This is a genomic window from Parapedobacter soli (assembly GCF_025460835.1).
Lineage (GTDB): Bacteria > Bacteroidota > Bacteroidia > Sphingobacteriales > Sphingobacteriaceae > Parapedobacter > Parapedobacter soli.
In genome coordinates this window covers 17,221-34,515 of the sequence record NZ_JAMXAY010000048.1, presented here as the reverse complement: position 1 = coordinate 34,515, position 17,295 = coordinate 17,221, and the positions used below count along the sequence as shown (strand labels likewise).

Genomic DNA, 17,295 nt, shown 5'->3' with positions numbered 1-17,295 from the left:
CATCGAGTTGAAAATGTATTGCGTGAACTGGATGTTCTGCTGGGCGCGCGTTTCACCGGCCGCCATCAGGCAGATCACGAATACTGCTAATTTTATAATGCGCTTCATAGCCATTGTTTTCGTTGCTTTACCTTACTGCTTCTTTATAAGTACCCAACCCGCATACCGCTCTTGGCGACCGCCGTCGTGGGTGATAATCACGTAATAGAATGTACCTTCGTTCAATCCCTGGCCATCCCAAGTGTTCCGGTAATTATTATTGCGGTATACCTCGTTGCCCCACCGGTTCACCACCGTGATTTCCACACGGTCAAATCCTTCGATACCGATAATCTCGAACACATCGTTTTTGCCGTCACCGTTCGGTGTGAATACGTTCGGTATTTTGAATGGCCGGGCCTCAACAGTGACGCTGATCGTAGCAACGTTGGACACCAATCCATTTTCGTCGGTCACTTCATAGTTGACGGTACTGTTTCCTGTGAATCCATTAGCCGGCTCAAAGGTTACCACACCCTGCGCGTCTACGCTGTACCGACCTTCACCGGGAATGGTTACCGTGGTTGAACGGTTTCCGGACCCATCGATAAGGCGCACCATCGCAGGAACAATCGGACTACTACCGGGTTGGTCATTGGCCAGTGCCGTAATGGTTACGGATTGGCCGGACCGTGTGGTAGATTGGTCATCTACCGCCGTAGGAGCAATTTCAGCGGCGACGCCTTCCACAATGACCGTAACGGTAGCTGCATTGGATTTTAGTCCGTTTTCATCTTCAACTGTATACGTAATTGTACTGGTACCCACGTATGCTGCATCAGGCGTAAAGGTCACTGTTCCATCGGCACCCACCGCATACGTACCTTCACCCGCGATGGTTACCGTAGTTACCGCATTACCGGTACCCGGTTCAACCAACCGTATGGTCGCGGCCACAATCGGTGTGCTACCGGCTTCGTCGTTGGCTACTACGTTGATGGTAATCGGACTGCCTTGATCGGTGCTCGCACCGTCATCGTTGGCTACCGGGCCGAATATGCCGGGTACTTCAACTTCCGTTTCGTGTCTTGGCATTTCACCCTCGGGATCTTCGGCAACTACCCGTGCTAAGTTGTGTACGCTTCCGTTTTCCACGTCGGCTTCGGTAGTGGTATACTTCAGCTCGAACGGCTGACTAACTTTCGGGATTAATCTGGCAATTTCGCCTTTCCAGTCCGGGAAGAGGATGTCTGTTACCACGACATTTGAAAGTGTCACGTTACCGGTATTGGTTACCGTAATGGTATATGTAATTACTTCGCCTACGTCGCTAAACGACTCACGGTCGGCGGCCTTAGTAACGCGGATTTCTGCGTTTTTCTCTACGGGCACTTCGATTTCATCTTCGTGTTCCGGATCATCGGGGTTCTCACCGCCGACATGGGCTACGTTAATCACACCGCCGTTGTCGATGTCGGTCTGCGTAACTGTGTACTCCAGCTCGAACGGGCGGACGGCCTTTGGCGCAAGCTTGTCGATACTTCCACTCCAATCGGGGAACAGTACATCGGTCACCGTGTAGTTCTCCAATGTCACGTTGCCCGTGTTGGTCACCGTAATTGTGTAGATAATCGTTTCGCCTGCGGCGCTAACGATTTCCTTATCAGCTTCTTTGGTCACTGAAACCGCCCGCGATTGCGTGATTTCGGTCACCGCCGCATCGCTATCTTCCGCATCTTCCAATGTGGTGACGGAAATTGTGTTCACGATGTCGCTGCCGTTGTCGATGTGTGATTGAATAGCTGCGTAGCTAACCTGGTACACCCACGTCTCATCAACATCCAGCTCACCGTCTTCATCGGTGTCACCCGTAGGNCGGCATAAAACGTGAACGTGTTCACGATGTCTGACCCGTTATCGATGTGTGATTGAATAGCTGCGTAGCTAACCTGGTACACCCACGTCTCATCAACATCCAGCTCACCGTCTTCATCGGTGTCACCCGTAGGCGCACCCAGCGTGAGCGGAGTGCTGGCTCCGTCCTGTGAAACAACATCCGTAACCGCAATGCCCGTAAGGCTTACGTTGCCCGTGTTCTCAACCGTGATGGTATAGTTCAGCGTTGCGGGAGCCGTGATGTTCTCCTGGTCAACCGATTTGCTGACTTCAACAGAAGGTGATTGCGTGATGGTTGTTACGGCATTATCATTTCTAGCAGCGGACAACTCGTCGGCATCAAACGTGAACGTGTTCACGATGTCTGACCCGTTATCGATGTGTGATTGAATAGCTGCGTAGCTGACCTCATACACCCACGTCTCATCAACATCCAGTTCACCGTCTTCATCGGTGTCGCCCGTAGGCGCACCCAGTGTGAGCGGAGTGCTGGCTCCGTCCTGTGAAACAACATCCGTAACCGCAATGCCCGTAAGGCTTACGTTGCCCGTGTTCTCAACCGTGATGGTATAGTTCAGCGTTGCGGGAGCCGTGATGTTCTCCTGGTCAACCGATTTGGTGACTTCAACAGAAGGTGATTGCGTGATGGTTGTTACGGCATTATCATTTCTAGCAGCGGACAACTCGTCGGCATCAAACGTGAACGTGTTCACGATGTCTGACCCGTTATCGATGTGTGATTGAATAGCTGCGTAGCTGACCTCATACACCCACGTCTCATCAACATCCAGTTCACCGTCTTCATCGGTGTCGCCCGTAGGCGCACCCAGTGTGAGCGGAGTGCTGGCTCCGTCCTGTGAAACAACATCGGTAACCGCAATGCCCGTAAGGCTCACGTTACCCGTGTTCTCAACCGTGATGGTATAGTTCAGCGTTGCGGGAGCCGTGATACTGGTTTGATCGACAACCTTACTCACCGTAGCCGATGGCGACTGCGTGATTTCGGTCACCGCCGCGTCGGTATCTTCCGCACCTTCCAATGTGGTGACGGAAATTGTGTTCACGATGTCTGATCCGTTATCGATGTGCGACTGTTCAGCTGCATAGCTGATCTCATACACCCATGTTTCATCAACATCCAGTTCACCGTCCTCGTCCGTATCACCCGTAGGCGCACCCAGCGTGAGCGGAGTGCTGGCTCCGTCCTGTGAAGCAACATCCGTAACCGCAATGCCCGTAAGGCTTACGTTACCCGTATTCTCAACCCTGATGGTATAGTTCAGTCTCGCAGGAGCAGCGATGCTCTCCTGGTCAACTGCCTTGGTGACTTCAACAGAAGGTGACTGCGTGATGGTTGTTACGGCATTGTCACTTCTAGCATCGGACAACTCGTCGGCATCAAACGTGAACGTGTTCACGATCTCGCCGCCGTTGTCGATGTGTGATTGAATAGCTGCGTAGCTTACCTCGTATACCCACGTCTCATCAACATCCAGCTCACCGTCTTCATCGGTGTCACCCGTAGGCGCACCCAGCGTGAGCGGAGTGCTGGCTCCGTCCTGTGAAACAACATCGGTAACCGCAATGCCCGTAAGGCTCACGTTACCCGTGTTCTCAACCGTGATGGTATAGTTCAGCGTTGCGGGAGCAGCGATGCTCTCCTGGTCAACCGATTTGCTGACTTCAACAGAAGGCGACTGCGCGATGGTCGTGGTGGCATTATCACTTCTAGCATCTGACAACTCGCCGGCATAAAACGTGAACGTGTTCACGATGTCTGACCCGTTATCGATGTGTGATTGAATAGCTGCGTAGCTAACCTGGTACACCCACGTCTCATCAACATCCAGCTCACCGTCTTCATCGGTGTCACCCGTAGGCGCACCCAGCGTGAGCGGAGTGCTGGCTCCGTCCTGCGAAACAACATCGGTAACCGCAATGCCTGTAAGGCTTACGTTACCCGTATTCTCAACCGTGATGGTATAGTTCAGTGTCGCAGGAGCAGTGATATTCTCCTGGTCAACCGATTTGCTGACTTCAACAGAAGGCGACTGCGTGATGGTTGTTACGGCATTGTCGTTACCTGACGCACCTTCTTCAGTAGTCACCGATACTTTATTCAGTAGGTCGGCTCCATTATCGACCCTGTCCTGCCCCACTGCATAAGCAAACGTATAAGTCCAGGTCTCACCGATCTCCAAAATATCATTTGTATTATTGGCCGCACTACCTCCGGTTTGAACCGGGTCACCGATACTTAAAATGATTTCATCCGATGCATCTTCCTGGGTCAATACGTCAGCGACCTGCACCTTCGATAAATCATATTCACCCGTGTTCTGAATCGTTATCGTATACTCCAGGTTACCTACACCAGCTATTTCAACCAAATCGACATCTTTTTCAACAGATATCCCTATGGATTTTACAAAAACAGTCACCGGCACAATCTCACTGATACATCCTGTGCCGTCATGCTGCTGGGCGACATAGGCGGTAAACTCGCCGGCTATTTCCGTGCTGACGGTAGGTTTTTCATTTGATGTAAGTGGGTTATTGTTTTCGTCAAACCAAATCAATGTATGGCCCGCTAATGCGATTGCATCATATTCGACACCTGTAGCGCCCACATACGTAATCCTGTTAACGACCGTAGGCGCATCGGGGACTGGGTTCACGGTGACTTCAAAAACATCAGAGGCACCTGCACCGGGACATCCGCCCACATACGCCGTGACCCGATAATAAGTGGTTGCCGTTAAAGCGCCTGTATTTAGCGTGGCTTCTGTTGCACCCACTATCGTTTCCCAATCATCTTGGTTAGCAGTAGCAGACTGTTCCCAAACATAGGTATACTCCGGGTCGTCCATGCCGCTGCCCGTCGCTAAGGCTGTTAATTGAACGGCGTCACCTGCGCACACTTCGTCTGCACCTCCCGTTACGGATATCGTGGCAGACTGATTATTTATACGCAATAAAATCGGTTCGGATACCGCGCGGCAATATTCCGCGTCTAAAGTGGTTGAATCACCCGCTACCACTACCCGGAATTCATAATTGTCTTGCGCGTCGGTAGCTGTGACATTGAATTCAACCGGGTTTGTCCCGGACCTCGTTTTATAATCACCTACGTTCTCCCACGTGTCGGTGCCCTTTGGGCTGCGCTGCAATACAAAATGATTGTTAGGATACGCTTCGCTTTCGTTAATAACATTGGCAGTGAACGTTACGATATCTCCTACACATACGGGAAGCTGCGGGCTCACTGCAAAATTCAAAGCCGGCCCCATTGGCCTGAAACCAATATCGTCTATAGCAATGTCATTGCCATCATGATTATTTACGGTATTTGTGATTCTGAGTTTAATTTCATTTACGCCAGGTGGCATTTCGAAATCCGTAGTAATCTGCGTCCAGGTATTAGCAGGGGTGACATCATCATCCGTACTTTCATAAGAATGGATCACCGCATCATCCAATGCATTTAAAATATCAAATTTAATGCGTGGTTTTGGCTTATTCTGATTGTTTACATCCTTAATCCATGCCGAAAATTCAAATCGTGTTCCCGCACATAAGCCCTCGATCGTTCGATCAAAATACAATGTTGTGGATGAGTGGGCATCAACCAACAACATGTAGCCCAATTCGTCATCATCATCTGTATCTGCATCTGTATGATCTAACCCTGGGTGAAAATATCGATTCTGATAACCGCGCGAATTCGTTACGATCGAGTACGAACCTTTTCCGACATTATCCCGGTACTGGGGTCCAAAATTTGACTGACCGTATGAACCGGGGCGATTCGATGGAATATAAAAAAGCAAATTGTTTGGATCGATATCGGCCAATGGGGCTTTCCTGAAATAAACGGGCACCGAGACACCTTCTATCGTATTCTCTTCGGCGGAATAATATTCGTGTTCCGGGTGATTTGGAATCGCCTTACCGAAATCCTCGAAAATAATGAAATCGCCATATCCCGATGTTTGGGCAAAGCTATCGACTCCACCGAACAACGTGATTAAAAAAGCAAAAACGAATGCCTTCTTGAAAACACCAAGTAAAAATCTACGATCCATAGCAATACGTTGAAATCAAATCAATGAAAGTCCCAGGTAGATGGTCTGTCTTATCCGACTGGTTAATGTCCAAATTCATTTCTCAAATTGTAAATTAAATAGATGTAACTCTTTTGCTTTTCCAGAGCTTCGTGCCCTGTATAGACACACAAAGAGAATAAATTGCCCTCCAGACAACAATCCGGTGTACACAAACGACAGGAAAATGTATGTGAACGGAGATTTGTGTAGAAGTTATGCTACAACAGGCTCAGGAAAAGAAGAAAACTACCGGTAGATTTCCCACACGGCAATAAGGTCGGATAAAGTCCTTACGCCAGTTTTTTTGAAGATGCGCTTCTTATAAGTGCTGATGGTGGTTTCTTTCAAATGGGTTAGTTGGCCAATCTGCGAAAGGGAGGTTCCCTTGACAAGCAGATCGGCAATCTGGTGCTCCCTTGGGGATAGCACATGTGCCATCCCGGGCTTCGCATGAGGAGGTATTGAAGGGGGGGCGACGTCGTCACACTCTCCATGGAAAACACCTCCGCGCAAAGCGGTTTCAATTGCAAGCACAATATCATCTATACCGGCATTTTTTGCGAGAAAACCATTTGTTCCGAAAGCCAGGTATTTCGGACCGTAAACCGTTTCATCCAACTCCGAGAAAATCAGGATACGCGTTAGTGGGCTAACCGATTTGATCCGCTCCACCGCACCAAACAGATGGGAACTATCGCCGATCTCCGTATCAAGCACCACCAAGTCGTAATTCTTTTTTGGAAGAACGCTGAGTGTCTCCTGGAAGTCCTTGGCTTCACCGATGGCCGACAGCGGAAAATACTCCTTGACCAACCATTTCATCGCCACACCTACCACCTCGTGGCAGTAGGTTAAGAAAATATTGTGCCTGACATTCGCTAAGTTACTTCCCATGTTGTTTAGAGTAGGTACGCGTCCCCGTATTTGACTTTTTATGGAATCAAAGGTAGGCGCTTACCGAGGTATTCAAAAATGAATGCATGTAAACGGCATAAAAATGTATATGAACGACAGAAAGCAGCTCCGCCCGTTAACAATTGGCAACGTAATTAGAGGGGATTAGGTTGTGACAAAAACAGGACTCAGCGGAAAAAACAGGTAAGTAAATCATCGGATAGCCGCCGGCTCCCCGTGTGTGCCGGATCGCCAAGCAATGCTGCTTCATCCTGCACGTAATTACCCGGAACCACATCTGTCCGGGCATTTTCTAACAAATGTTCCACATCGGCAAGCAATGTTTCTACGTGGAACTGCAAAGCTAATACTTGGTTACCGATAGCAAATGCCTGGTTTTTATTGGCTTCTGACGATGCCAGATTAACGGCCCCATAAGGTATCTCAAACTTATCGGCATGCCAGTGGAACACCTTTGGACCGTCGGAGAAAAGCTCGTAAAACCATGGCAATGCTTTTGCCTCGTCGGTAGCAACTACCGGAAACCAACCGATTTCCTTATTGGGTGCAGGCTTTACCGCAGCACCCAGTACATTGGCCAGCAGTTGCGCCCCCAAACAAATTCCGAGGATTTTCGTCCCACGCTCGATTGCGGCTTTGATAAACTCTTTTTCCTCTACTAGCCATGTGTATGGTGTTTCATCAAATACGCTCATGGGGCCACCTAAAATAATCAACGCATCAATAGCTGCCAGCTCCGGTAGCCGCCACGATTCGTCGAAAAAGCACGTACCTGTAAGGTGGTGACCATGGGCGGCGGCCCAAGTTTCGATATGGCCCAAACCTTCGTAAGGTACGTGCTGAATGTAATGGATGTTCATACCGCCCAGGCTTTGTCGCCTTTTTTGTAGGGGTAATTGCCGTCATAACTGCCGGGTACCTGTACATAACGGAGAGCTTTGGTAGCACCCACCTCAGACGTGAAAAACCCAAGTAGTGTAAGTTGTTTGAACAAATGGAAATAGTGGTTGGGATCATCCCCCGTTCTATTCCGTTGGTATTCTTTGGCTTCTTTATCGATAGCGGCCAGCAGCTCGGTACGCTCGTCGGTGTTCAGTTCCTGGAACTTACGCCCAAACTTTTCCTTTGCCGACCCTTCCAGTGCCGAAAGCCCATCAACAAACGTCTTTTGGTCGCCAGCGGTGTAACAATCTTTCACCATCACCGGGATGAACGCACCCACCCCGGCTTCCTTCGCACCGGGGCTGCTCGTAGGCGGCAGAATGGTATCGGCAACATCGCCGAGGAAATCTATGGTAGCCGGTTCGAAAAGGCTCTCCACATTTTTGGCAGCCTCCCTTGTACATCCCTCTAAAAATAGATTGGCACCAACCACAGCCCCCCCCATAATCCAAGCTACCCGTGCCAACGCTTCTCTTCTATTCATAGCAATTTCTTTTTAACAGTTTATATTCCCTGCGCTTAGTAATGATCACAGGTTACCTTTTTTTAATTCAGATACAGCGAAATCGACCGCACGGGCGGTGAGCGCCATGTAAGTCAGCGACGGGTTTACACACGAAGCCGATGTCATGCATGCACCATCCGTTACAAACACATTCGGCGCATCCCACACTTGGTTATGGGCGTTCAACACCGAAGTTTTTGGGTCTCTGCCCATCCGTGCAGTACCCATCTCATGGATTCCCTGACCAAAGCCGTAACCATTGTCGTAGGTAGACACGTCCTTTACTCCGGCAACCTCAAGCATTTCCTTGCAATCTTCCATCATATCCTTACGCATCTTCAGCTCGTTTTCCTTGATTTCCATATCCATTGCCAACACCGGCAGACCCCACTTGTCTTTCACGTTTTTATCGAGGTATATGCGGTTTTCATGGTAAGGCAATATTTCGCCGAACGCAGTGAAACCAACGGACCAAGCGCCGGGTTCGCATAGGGCATCCTTCCATTCGCCGCCGATACTCATTTCAGCGATCTCCCCGCTCCAGCGACCGCGGCTTGCTGATCCTTGGTAGCCAAAGCCACGTACGTAATCCCGTTTATCATCGCCGACGTTGCGGAAGCGTGGAATGTACAGGCCCGTCGGCCGGCGACCGTAATAGTATTTATCTTCATAGCCTTCAACCGTACCTCTGGCACCACAGCGGAAATGATGGTCCATCGCGTTATGGCCGAGCTCACCACTACTGCTGCCAAGTCCACCTTCCCACACGTCGGTGGCGGAGTTCATCAGAATCCAGGTAGAGTTGAACGCCGAGGCACACACAAACACAACATCTGCAAAATACTCGTACGTCTGGTTTGTCTCGGCGTCCAGTATTTCTACCCCTTTAGCACGTTGTGTATCTTTATCATAAAGAATACGCGTTACGATAGAAAAGGGGCGTAGCGTAAGGTTGCCCGTGGCCACTGCCGGGGGCAGCGTAGACGACTGGGTACTAAAGTATGCACCGAAATTACATCCAAGCCAGCACTGGCTTTGATATTGGCAGTTCATCCGGCCGTGATGTGGGGCAGATAGATTGGCTACCCGGCCCATAATAAAATGCCTTTTTCCGTTGTAGTGGGATTTAATACGTGCCGCTAGATCCTTCTCCACCACATTCATATCCATCGGAGGCAGGAAATCGCCATCCGGCAATACATCGAGCCCGTCCTTGTTGCCACTGATACCGGCCCACCGTTCCGCGTAGCTGTACCAGGGCGCAATATCTTTATAACGGATGGGCCAGTCGACCCCATGCCCGTCTTTCAGATTTGCCTCAAAATCTAGGTCACTATGCCGGTAGCTCTGCCGACCCCACGTAAGCGACCGACCTCCTACGTGATAACCGCGGTACCAGTCAAAACGTTTCACTTCGACATAGGGGCTATCCTTCTCGTTCACCCAAAAATCCAGGTTTTTCTCATTCAACGGATAATCTCGGCTCAATACGGGGTAATCTTCGATCATCTGCTGGGTACGACCACCGCGATGCGGGAAGTCCCATGGATGCTTGGTAGCTGCTGGATAGTCTTTCACGTGCTCCACATTACGACCACGCTCCAACATAATGGTTTTCAAGCCCTTTTCGGTCAGCTCCTTCGCAGCCCAACCACCGCTGATACCCGATCCGATTACAATCGCATCATATACATTATCTGCCATAGTTTGTGTTATAGTGTTTATTTAGTTATCTTTCTATTGTATCGTTTAGCGTATTAAAGGTACTATATTAGACGTCATTTTTCAAAAATTATTGCATTATGTGTGGGATTGCATAGCGGCCGTCTTTTCATTCCGAAAGAGTACGGCAAATAAAAACAACACGACTACTGCTATCCCTGCCGGTACAAGCCAGATATCTTGCCACAATGGGTTGCCCGTGGGGTTTTCCTTATAATATTCGCTGACGAAGCCGGCTACCCAAAAGCCGATCAATTGGCCCACACCGTAAGTAGCCAGTGTGATTAACCCTTGGGCTGAACTCTTATACTTTTCGCCCGCTTTCGCATCGGTATAAATCTGGCCTGAAACAAAGAAGAAGTCATAGCATATACCATGTAGGGCTATCCCGATAATCAGCATATATGTAAGCTCGCCCGCATTTCCGTAGGCAAACAACGCATATCGTACCGCCCAGGCAAGCATACCCAACATGATGGTATTCTTGAACCCGAACCGGGTAAATAAAAATGGCAACAACAGCAGGAAAACAGCCTCCGATACCTGGCCGATGGCCATCTTGCCGGTGGGATTGGCCAGACCGATCTCCGACAGGAATAAATTGGCATTCTGGTAATAGAACGCCAATGGGATACAAATCAATACGGAAGCAAGGAAAAACACTAAATAATTCCTGTTGGCTAGCAGTTTAACGGCGTCCAAGCCTAAAATTTCCGAAATGCTTTGTTTCTCTTTACCACCTTTCTTAATCGGGGGTGTTTTTGGCAGCGTGAAGCTGAACACACCTAACACCAACGAGGCAATGCCCGCCATGAGGAAGGTGTTCTTCAGTAGCCCTTCCTGAATTCCACCGGCTGAATCCCAACCTAGGAAGCTGATGGTGAGGCCCGCAACAATCCAACCGATGGTGCCCCACACGCGGATACCGGAGAATGATTTTTCGGGATTGGCCAGCTGCCGGAAGGAAACGGAATTGACCAATGCCAATGTAGGCATATATGCTACCATATAGATAAAAACATAGGGATAGAATTGCCCCACACTCCCTGAACTATACATCTGGTACATCAGCACAGCACCCAGCAGGTGTAAGACCCCGAGGATACGCTCGGCATTGAAATATTTATCGGCTATCAGTCCGACGATAAACGGCGCAATGATTGCGCCCCACGACTGCGTAGAAAAAACATTGGCGATTTCGTAACCCGACGCACTCAGGTTCTGCGGCAAGAAAGTACCCAGCGTAACAAACCACGCTCCCCATATAAAAAATTCGAGGAACATCATGAAAGAAAGTTTGACCCTTGTTATTACAGCCATCTCATCCAAATTTCACACAATATCAATCCATAAAATTATCCACCTCACGGTAGGCCGCTATCAATTTGAGCTCGCCTTCTTTACCTCCCTGAGACTTGCCATGCTCCATACCCACCACACCACGGTATCCTTTATCATAGATGTATTTAAATACATTTTTGTAATTAATTTCTCCAGTAGTGGGTTCCCGCCGGCCGGGGTTGTCGCCTACTTGGATATAAGCAATTTCATCCCAGCAGCGCTCCATGCTCGGTATCAAATCTCCTTCATTGCGTTGCATGTGGTAAATGTCGTATAGTATTTTGCACGATGGACTGTTTACACCTTTGCAAATGAGGTACGTCTGCGCCGAATTGCGCAGGAATAGATTCGGCGTATCGCTCAATGGTTCCAGTACCATAACGATGCCATGGGGTTCGAGTATTTCAGCCCCCCGCCGGAGCGCTTCGATGACATTAGCGGTCTGGATATCCACAGGCAAATTCCGAGCATAATCACCCGGTACCACCGTGGTGAACTTTCCACCGCATCGCTTTGCAAGCTCTACCGCCTGCCGGCAACCGTTCAGAAAGATATCTACATGTTCTTGTTTGCCAGCAGCCAGGGTATTCGCGCCATTCCCTCCTTTGTCGAGTACGAACACACCCATTTCCATACCCAATTTCGCCAATAGGCTACCAATTCGTTCCTGCTCGTCTACAGACCGGCCCGAGAACCCGTTGTCTTCGATGCTGCGGAAACCTTGGTCGTAAGCAAATTGGATCTGGTCGAGGATGTTCTTGCCCGCATGGTTTTCAAATTGCCCCTGGTGAGGGCCATAATTGAGATTAAATGGCTTGCCCTCCGGCCGTATAGATCTTTCCTTAGAAAAAGCCGGTGATAAACCACCGCCGATTACCGCCCCTGTGGCCAGTAGCGAGTTCCGTACAAATTCACTTCTTTTCATCTTTGTTAGCTTCTAATAATTTTCAATTGGCTATTAACTGCCTAAAACCCAAACTCATAGTATCCCTCACCACACCTTGTTGATCTTTATAAATAATGAATACTTCCACTCCCTTTAACCTGTTGGCGAACGCAACAGCTTCTGCAACGGGCATGGCCATAATCACGTTGTCATAGCCATCTGCCGTCATGGCTTCATCGCTATAAACCGTCGCACTGATTATCCCATTCGTAAACGGATGCCCCGTTTTTGGATTGATATGGTGCGATACCCGCCGGTCACCATCTTGCAAAAACTTGCGGTAGCTACCTGCAGTGGTTATCGCCCCTTTCTGTATCGCCACCACGTCATCGATTACGGCTCTACGCCGGTTTGCTTGCGCGGGCCGCTCGATACCGATGCGGAAAAGTGTCCCATCGGGTTTTGGACCCCGCACCCGCAGCTCCCCGCCCAGCTCCACTAGGTAGCACAGGATACCCCGCGCCTCCAAATGGCCGGCCAATACGTCTACGCTATATCCTTGGGCGATCCCATTCATATCCAATTGTACACACGGTTGCTTTTTTATCAATCGGCGCCCCCTCAGCTTCACCTTGTCCATCCCTACACATGCCAGCACACTGTCCACCATTGTACTATCAGGCAAATGGTCTATGGCCTGCACGCCAAACCCCCAGAGCTGCACCAACGGGGCTACGGTGATATCGAACAGCCCGCCGCTTCGGCGGTGTATATCGTACGACCGCCGAAGCACCCGGTAGAAATGAGGGTCTGTTATCCGAACCGGCGCATCGGTACGATTGATCTCGTTGATTAGCGAATATGGTTTATACAACGACATTGAACTATCAATCACCGACAGTATACTGTCTACGGTTGCTTTGGAAACAGACTGCCTATTTGCATAGTATGTAATCGCATACGTGGTACCCTGAGCATAACCATTGAGCTGGAATTTCTTAAATGCCGGCTCACCGGCGTTTAATGTCAGAAACCAGCACAAAATGGCTATAGATGTACTATAATACCACGGTTTGTCCCGGTATTGCATACGGATAAAGCCCTTTTTCGTCGGGGAGTACCTTTGGCAATGCATCCCAAGCAAAACGGTCGGGCATCAAATCGATGTTTGATTTCAGCGCATCGTCCCATTTGATTACCTGGCCGGAGTAAGTGGCCAGCCTACCGATGATACCGGTCAGTGTACTGTATGCCCCATATTCGGCATCTTCAAACTTGTACTCGCCTTTACTGATGGCGGCGAACAATTCCACATGCTCTTGTTCATACGGATTGGCATTGCCTTGCTTGGGGTGCCTATAAAGCTCATTGCCTTTGGTATCCCAAAGGACTGCGTCATTTCCGGCCGACAGGTATGTGCGGCCTTTAGTACCTTGGAACGTCTCGTCTACCCGGTTGGACGTTCCTTCGAAATGGCGGCATTGGCTGTATATCACCGCCCCGTCGGCATACGTCAATTCCACCGCATGATTGTCGTATATCTCACCGTAATCTTTACCAGTGCGCCAAGCACGGCTTCCCGTGCCTTGTATAGATACCGGATAACTCCCTTTTATCCAGTTTGCCACATCGATATTGTGTACGTGTTGTTCCACGATATGGTCGCCGCAGAGCCAATTGAAGTAATACCAATTACGCATTTGATACTCCATTTCAGTTTGGCCCGGTTGGCGTGGGCGCACCCAAACACCACCGCTGTTCCAGTACACTTGTCCGGATACGATATCGCCCAATGCTCCATCTTGTATACGTTTTACCGCTTCGCGGTAATTGGCCTGGTAACGGCGTTGAAGACCTACGACCACATTGAGTTTTTTGCGCTTCGCTTCAGCAGCTGCTGCCAAAACCCTACGTATGCCGGGGATATCGGTAGCCACCGGCTTTTCCATAAATACATGCTTACCTTGACGCACCGCCTCTTCGAAGTGGATAGGCCTAAAGCCCGGCGACGTGGCAAGAATAATCACATCGGCCAACGGGATAGCATGCTTGTAAGCATCAAAACCGACAAATTTACGATCCTCTGGCACGTCGAGCTTATCGGCATGGCGCTCAGATAACTTGGTATAGGCCTCATCCAGCCGATCACGGAACGCATCGGCCAATGCTACAATCTTGATGTTAGCCCCTGACGCGATGGCATTGAAAGAAGCACCGGTACCGCGTCCGCCGCAACCGATTACTGCCACCTTAATGGTATCTTCTACACTGGCATGTACACCCATAAACGGTGCACCGCTCAACATCGCGCCACCAGCCAATAACGCCGATGTTTTCAAAAATTCCCGGCGTTGACCGCCTAAACTTGCTTTATCCATCTGTTTTAGTTTTATCTAAAGGTTCAAAAAATCGTATCGTTACCCCAAATCAATAATCTTCTATCGGTGGCCGGTCAAAATAAGCCTGGATCTCCGCTTCGGAGGGTGGGTTGACCGGCCTAACCAACCGCAGGCCGATAAAAGGGGCCTCAGGGAACCACCAATTACTCTTAGGAATCTGTGGGTCAAGCTGCTTCCACGAAGGGTCTGAAGGTAAGCGTGCGGCATCTCTCAGCTCAGCTGCACCATCCACAAAAGATCCGCCCCTGATGCTGTGTGGATAAAGCTTATCGGGTACCGCCACGGGGTTATTGGCCGTAACGCCATCGAACTGCTGGTAGAAATCGGGAATATATTGATCGTAAGTCCATTCGGCCACATTGCCATGCATATCGTACAATCCCCAAGCATTAGGCTCTTTCAGGCCTACCTCGTGGGTCTTGCCATCACTGTTGGCAGCATACCAAGCGTGGTCATCCAATGCTGAAGCGTCATCGCCGAAGTAGTAGGTAGTGGTACTGCCCGCACGGCATGCATATTCCCATTCGGCCTCTGTGGGCAACCGGTAAAACACACCGGTATGCACATATAGCCATTTGCAGAATTGGATGGCATTATAATGGGTCATGGCCAAAGCCGGATGACCTTCTTTGCCCATGCCAAAAGTCATATCCAAATAGGGCTTGGTGGGCCTGGTCACCGCATCTACTTCGGGACGCACATCGCCGCTGCTTCGGGTTACCTCAAGGTCCTTATAAACAAACGGTTCATAGATATCCCACGTTACCTCATAGGTACCCATCCAAAACGGTGCGATCTCGACTTGGTGCACAGGTTGCTCGTCCGGGTTACCGTTTGCACTACCCATCGCAAATTCACCGCCGGGGATAGGCTGCATGGTGAAACTAAGTTCGGTGCCGTCAATCTTTTGCGTATAGGGTTTGAAATCTTCCTGTGCAACTGCCACGTTCAGCAGGAATATACTCGTAAGGAGAAAAGGATTAACACTCATTTCAGCTACAATCAATCAAAATTTGGTGGCTGAATTTACTGCCTTTTTATTGAAATCCAAAAATTCGGCTATTTAATTTCGATTACCGCAAACATGGTTGATGACGCGATTTGCAATCCCAGCACATCTAAAACGCCTCTTTAGTGTATATTTTACACAGACGTGGCTACCTAAACGTGTGGAAAACTTTTCTCCCGGACGGGTAAACGTCATTGCAGGGGTTCAAACCGGGCAGTGAAATGCCTAAGCATAGGTGGTTCATAGGTTATGCGGTAGCCACCGAATCCATGCCGCTTTTGGTAGACGGCCGCGATGACCTCGGCAACATAATCGATATGACTTTGGGTATACACCCTCCGGGGTATGGCAAGCCGTACCAACTCGATTGGTGGGGCGATGAGGCTCCCATCTGCTGCATACTTACCGAACATCACGGAACCGATTTCTACCCCCCTAATGCCTCCCTCCAGGTACAACGCACAGCAAAGGGCTTGCCCGGGGTAATGGTGCACCGGTATATGGTCCATGAAACGTCCAGCATCCAGATAAATGGCATGCCCACCCGTAGGCTTTACGTACGGAATACCGAAAGCATCGAGCTTTTCGCCGATATATTGGATGCTCCGAACGCGGTATTTGAGGTAATCCTCATTCATTACTTCGCGTAAACCGATGGCAACGGCTTCTAAGTCGCGACCGGCAAGCCCACCATAGGTTAGGAAACCTTCAGTGATAATCAATAGGTTCCGGCACTTTTCAGCAAGCTGTCCATCCCGCATAGCGAGGAATCCGCCGATGTTGGCAAACGCATCTTTTTTTGCACTCATAGTACAACCATCTGCATAGGAAAATAGCTCATGGGCAATCTGCAGGATACTTTTCGTTCCGTATCCTGGCTCCCTTAACTTGATGAAATAAGCATTCTCCGCAAATCGACAGGCATCGATGAATAATGGTATGTTGTATGATTTACATATCGCTTTCACGGCTCCAATATTGGCCATGCTAACGGGTTGGCCACCGCCCGAATTATTGGTTACGGTTATGATAACCATCGAAACCTGTTCGGCACCGTGCTCATCGATAAAAGCCTGCAATGCTGCGGTATCCATATTACCTTTGAAGGGTGCAATGGTGTCGGGGTCCTTGCTTTCAGCGCACCGCAGGTCAACGCCCTGTGCACCTGCAAACTCTACATTGGCGCGTGTGGTATCAAATAATGTATTGCTCAGCACATATTTACCGGTAGCCCCTACGGTGGAAAATAGGATTTTCTCCGACGCCCGCCCCTGATGGGTAGGAATGATATAAGGCATCCCGGTAATCTCATTGACAATTTTTTCAAAACGGAAAAAACTATCACTACCCGCATAGCTCTCGTCGCCCCGCATCACCCCGGCCCACTGTTCACTGCTCATCGCGCTGGTACCGCTATCGGTAAGCAGGTCGATGATTACATCCCGAGCGCGGATTAAAAATGGATTGTAATGTGCTTCTTTTAATATTTCTAAGCGCTCAGCGTGAGAAGTAAAATAAATCGGTTCGACCGACTTGATCCGGAAAGGTTCGATTATGGTATGCATGGGGTAAAATCATTAAATAGTGTATCATTA

12 protein-coding genes are annotated in these 17,295 nt (G+C 49.5%); all 12 read right to left on the bottom strand.

Features of this window, described 5'->3' with window-relative positions; all coding sequences use genetic code 11:
* Positions 1–132: 132 nt before the first annotated feature.
* Complete coding sequence (locus tag NGM62_RS17210; RefSeq protein ID WP_262249521.1) at positions 133–1,746, bottom strand: DUF7507 domain-containing protein; 1,614 nt, start codon at positions 1,744–1,746, stop codon at positions 133–135.
* On the bottom strand, positions 1,743–4,745 hold the full coding sequence (locus NGM62_RS17205) for a DUF7507 domain-containing protein (protein ID WP_449301319.1): 3,003 nt from the start codon (positions 4,743–4,745) through the stop codon (positions 1,743–1,745). Before NGM62_RS17205 ends, NGM62_RS17210 begins: the two co-directional genes overlap by 4 nt.
* Before the next feature lie 1,482 nt (positions 4,746–6,227).
* Positions 6,228–6,875 carry a response regulator transcription factor gene (locus tag NGM62_RS17200; protein WP_262249519.1) on the bottom strand — a complete coding sequence of 216 codons (648 nt, stop codon included), beginning with the start codon at positions 6,873–6,875 and terminating at the stop codon, positions 6,228–6,230.
* A gap of 188 nt (positions 6,876–7,063) precedes the next feature.
* Positions 7,064–7,756, bottom strand: coding sequence for a type 1 glutamine amidotransferase (locus tag NGM62_RS17195; protein ID WP_262249518.1), 693 nt, complete (start codon positions 7,754–7,756; stop codon positions 7,064–7,066).
* A complete protein-coding gene (locus NGM62_RS17190) occupies positions 7,753–8,322 on the bottom strand; it encodes a gluconate 2-dehydrogenase subunit 3 family protein (RefSeq protein WP_262249517.1) in 570 nt (189 codons plus the stop codon). The genes NGM62_RS17195 and NGM62_RS17190 overlap by 4 nt, the downstream gene beginning before the upstream one ends.
* Before the next feature lie 45 nt (positions 8,323–8,367).
* Positions 8,368–10,047, bottom strand: a complete 1,680-nt coding sequence (locus NGM62_RS17185; protein WP_262249516.1) for a GMC oxidoreductase — start codon at positions 10,045–10,047, stop codon at positions 8,368–8,370.
* A 96-nt stretch (positions 10,048–10,143) separates the two neighbouring features.
* Positions 10,144–11,385: a nucleoside permease gene (locus NGM62_RS17180; RefSeq protein ID WP_262249515.1), complete on the bottom strand. Its 1,242-nt coding sequence runs from the start codon at positions 11,383–11,385 to the stop codon at positions 10,144–10,146.
* 22 nt (positions 11,386–11,407) lie between these two features.
* A complete protein-coding gene (locus tag NGM62_RS17175) occupies positions 11,408–12,331 on the bottom strand; it encodes a hydroxypyruvate isomerase family protein (RefSeq protein WP_262249514.1) in 924 nt (307 codons plus the stop codon).
* Positions 12,332–12,353: 22 nt separating this feature from the next.
* Positions 12,354–13,382: an FAD:protein FMN transferase gene (locus NGM62_RS17170; protein ID WP_262249513.1), complete on the bottom strand. Its 1,029-nt coding sequence runs from the start codon at positions 13,380–13,382 to the stop codon at positions 12,354–12,356.
* Positions 13,351–14,670: a Gfo/Idh/MocA family protein gene (locus NGM62_RS17165; RefSeq protein ID WP_262249512.1), complete on the bottom strand. Its 1,320-nt coding sequence runs from the start codon at positions 14,668–14,670 to the stop codon at positions 13,351–13,353. The genes NGM62_RS17170 and NGM62_RS17165 overlap by 32 nt, the downstream gene beginning before the upstream one ends.
* 49 nt (positions 14,671–14,719) lie before the next feature.
* Entirely contained in the window at positions 14,720–15,682 is a 963-nt protein-coding gene (locus tag NGM62_RS17160; protein WP_262249511.1) for a formylglycine-generating enzyme family protein, read from the bottom strand.
* A gap of 209 nt (positions 15,683–15,891) precedes the next feature.
* The gene (locus NGM62_RS17155; protein ID WP_262249510.1) at positions 15,892–17,265 is read right to left on the bottom strand and encodes a tryptophanase; all 1,374 of its coding nucleotides are present in this window, start codon (positions 17,263–17,265) and stop codon (positions 15,892–15,894) included.
* Positions 17,266–17,295: the final 30 nt, after the last annotated feature.

Excerpts from the sequence above, each read along its gene's own strand:
- NGM62_RS17170 (WP_262249513.1), bottom strand. The coding sequence starts at position 13,382 with ATGCAATACCGGGACAAACCGTGGTATTATAGTACATCTATAGCCATT.
- NGM62_RS17175 (WP_262249514.1), bottom strand. The coding sequence starts at position 12,331 with ATGAAAAGAAGTGAATTTGTACGGAACTCGCTACTGGCCACAGGGGCG.
- NGM62_RS17190 (WP_262249517.1), bottom strand. The coding sequence starts at position 8,322 with ATGAATAGAAGAGAAGCGTTGGCACGGGTAGCTTGGATTATGGGGGGG.
- NGM62_RS17200 (WP_262249519.1), bottom strand. The coding sequence starts at position 6,875 with ATGGGAAGTAACTTAGCGAATGTCAGGCACAATATTTTCTTAACCTAC.
- NGM62_RS17185 (WP_262249516.1), bottom strand. The coding sequence starts at position 10,047 with ATGGCAGATAATGTATATGATGCGATTGTAATCGGATCGGGTATCAGC.
- NGM62_RS17195 (WP_262249518.1), bottom strand. The coding sequence starts at position 7,756 with ATGAACATCCATTACATTCAGCACGTACCTTACGAAGGTTTGGGCCAT.
- NGM62_RS17180 (WP_262249515.1), bottom strand. The coding sequence starts at position 11,385 with ATGGCTGTAATAACAAGGGTCAAACTTTCTTTCATGATGTTCCTCGAA.
- NGM62_RS17165 (WP_262249512.1), bottom strand. The coding sequence starts at position 14,670 with ATGGATAAAGCAAGTTTAGGCGGTCAACGCCGGGAATTTTTGAAAACA.
- NGM62_RS17155 (WP_262249510.1), bottom strand. The coding sequence starts at position 17,265 with ATGCATACCATAATCGAACCTTTCCGGATCAAGTCGGTCGAACCGATT.
- NGM62_RS17160 (WP_262249511.1), bottom strand. The coding sequence starts at position 15,682 with ATGAGTGTTAATCCTTTTCTCCTTACGAGTATATTCCTGCTGAACGTG.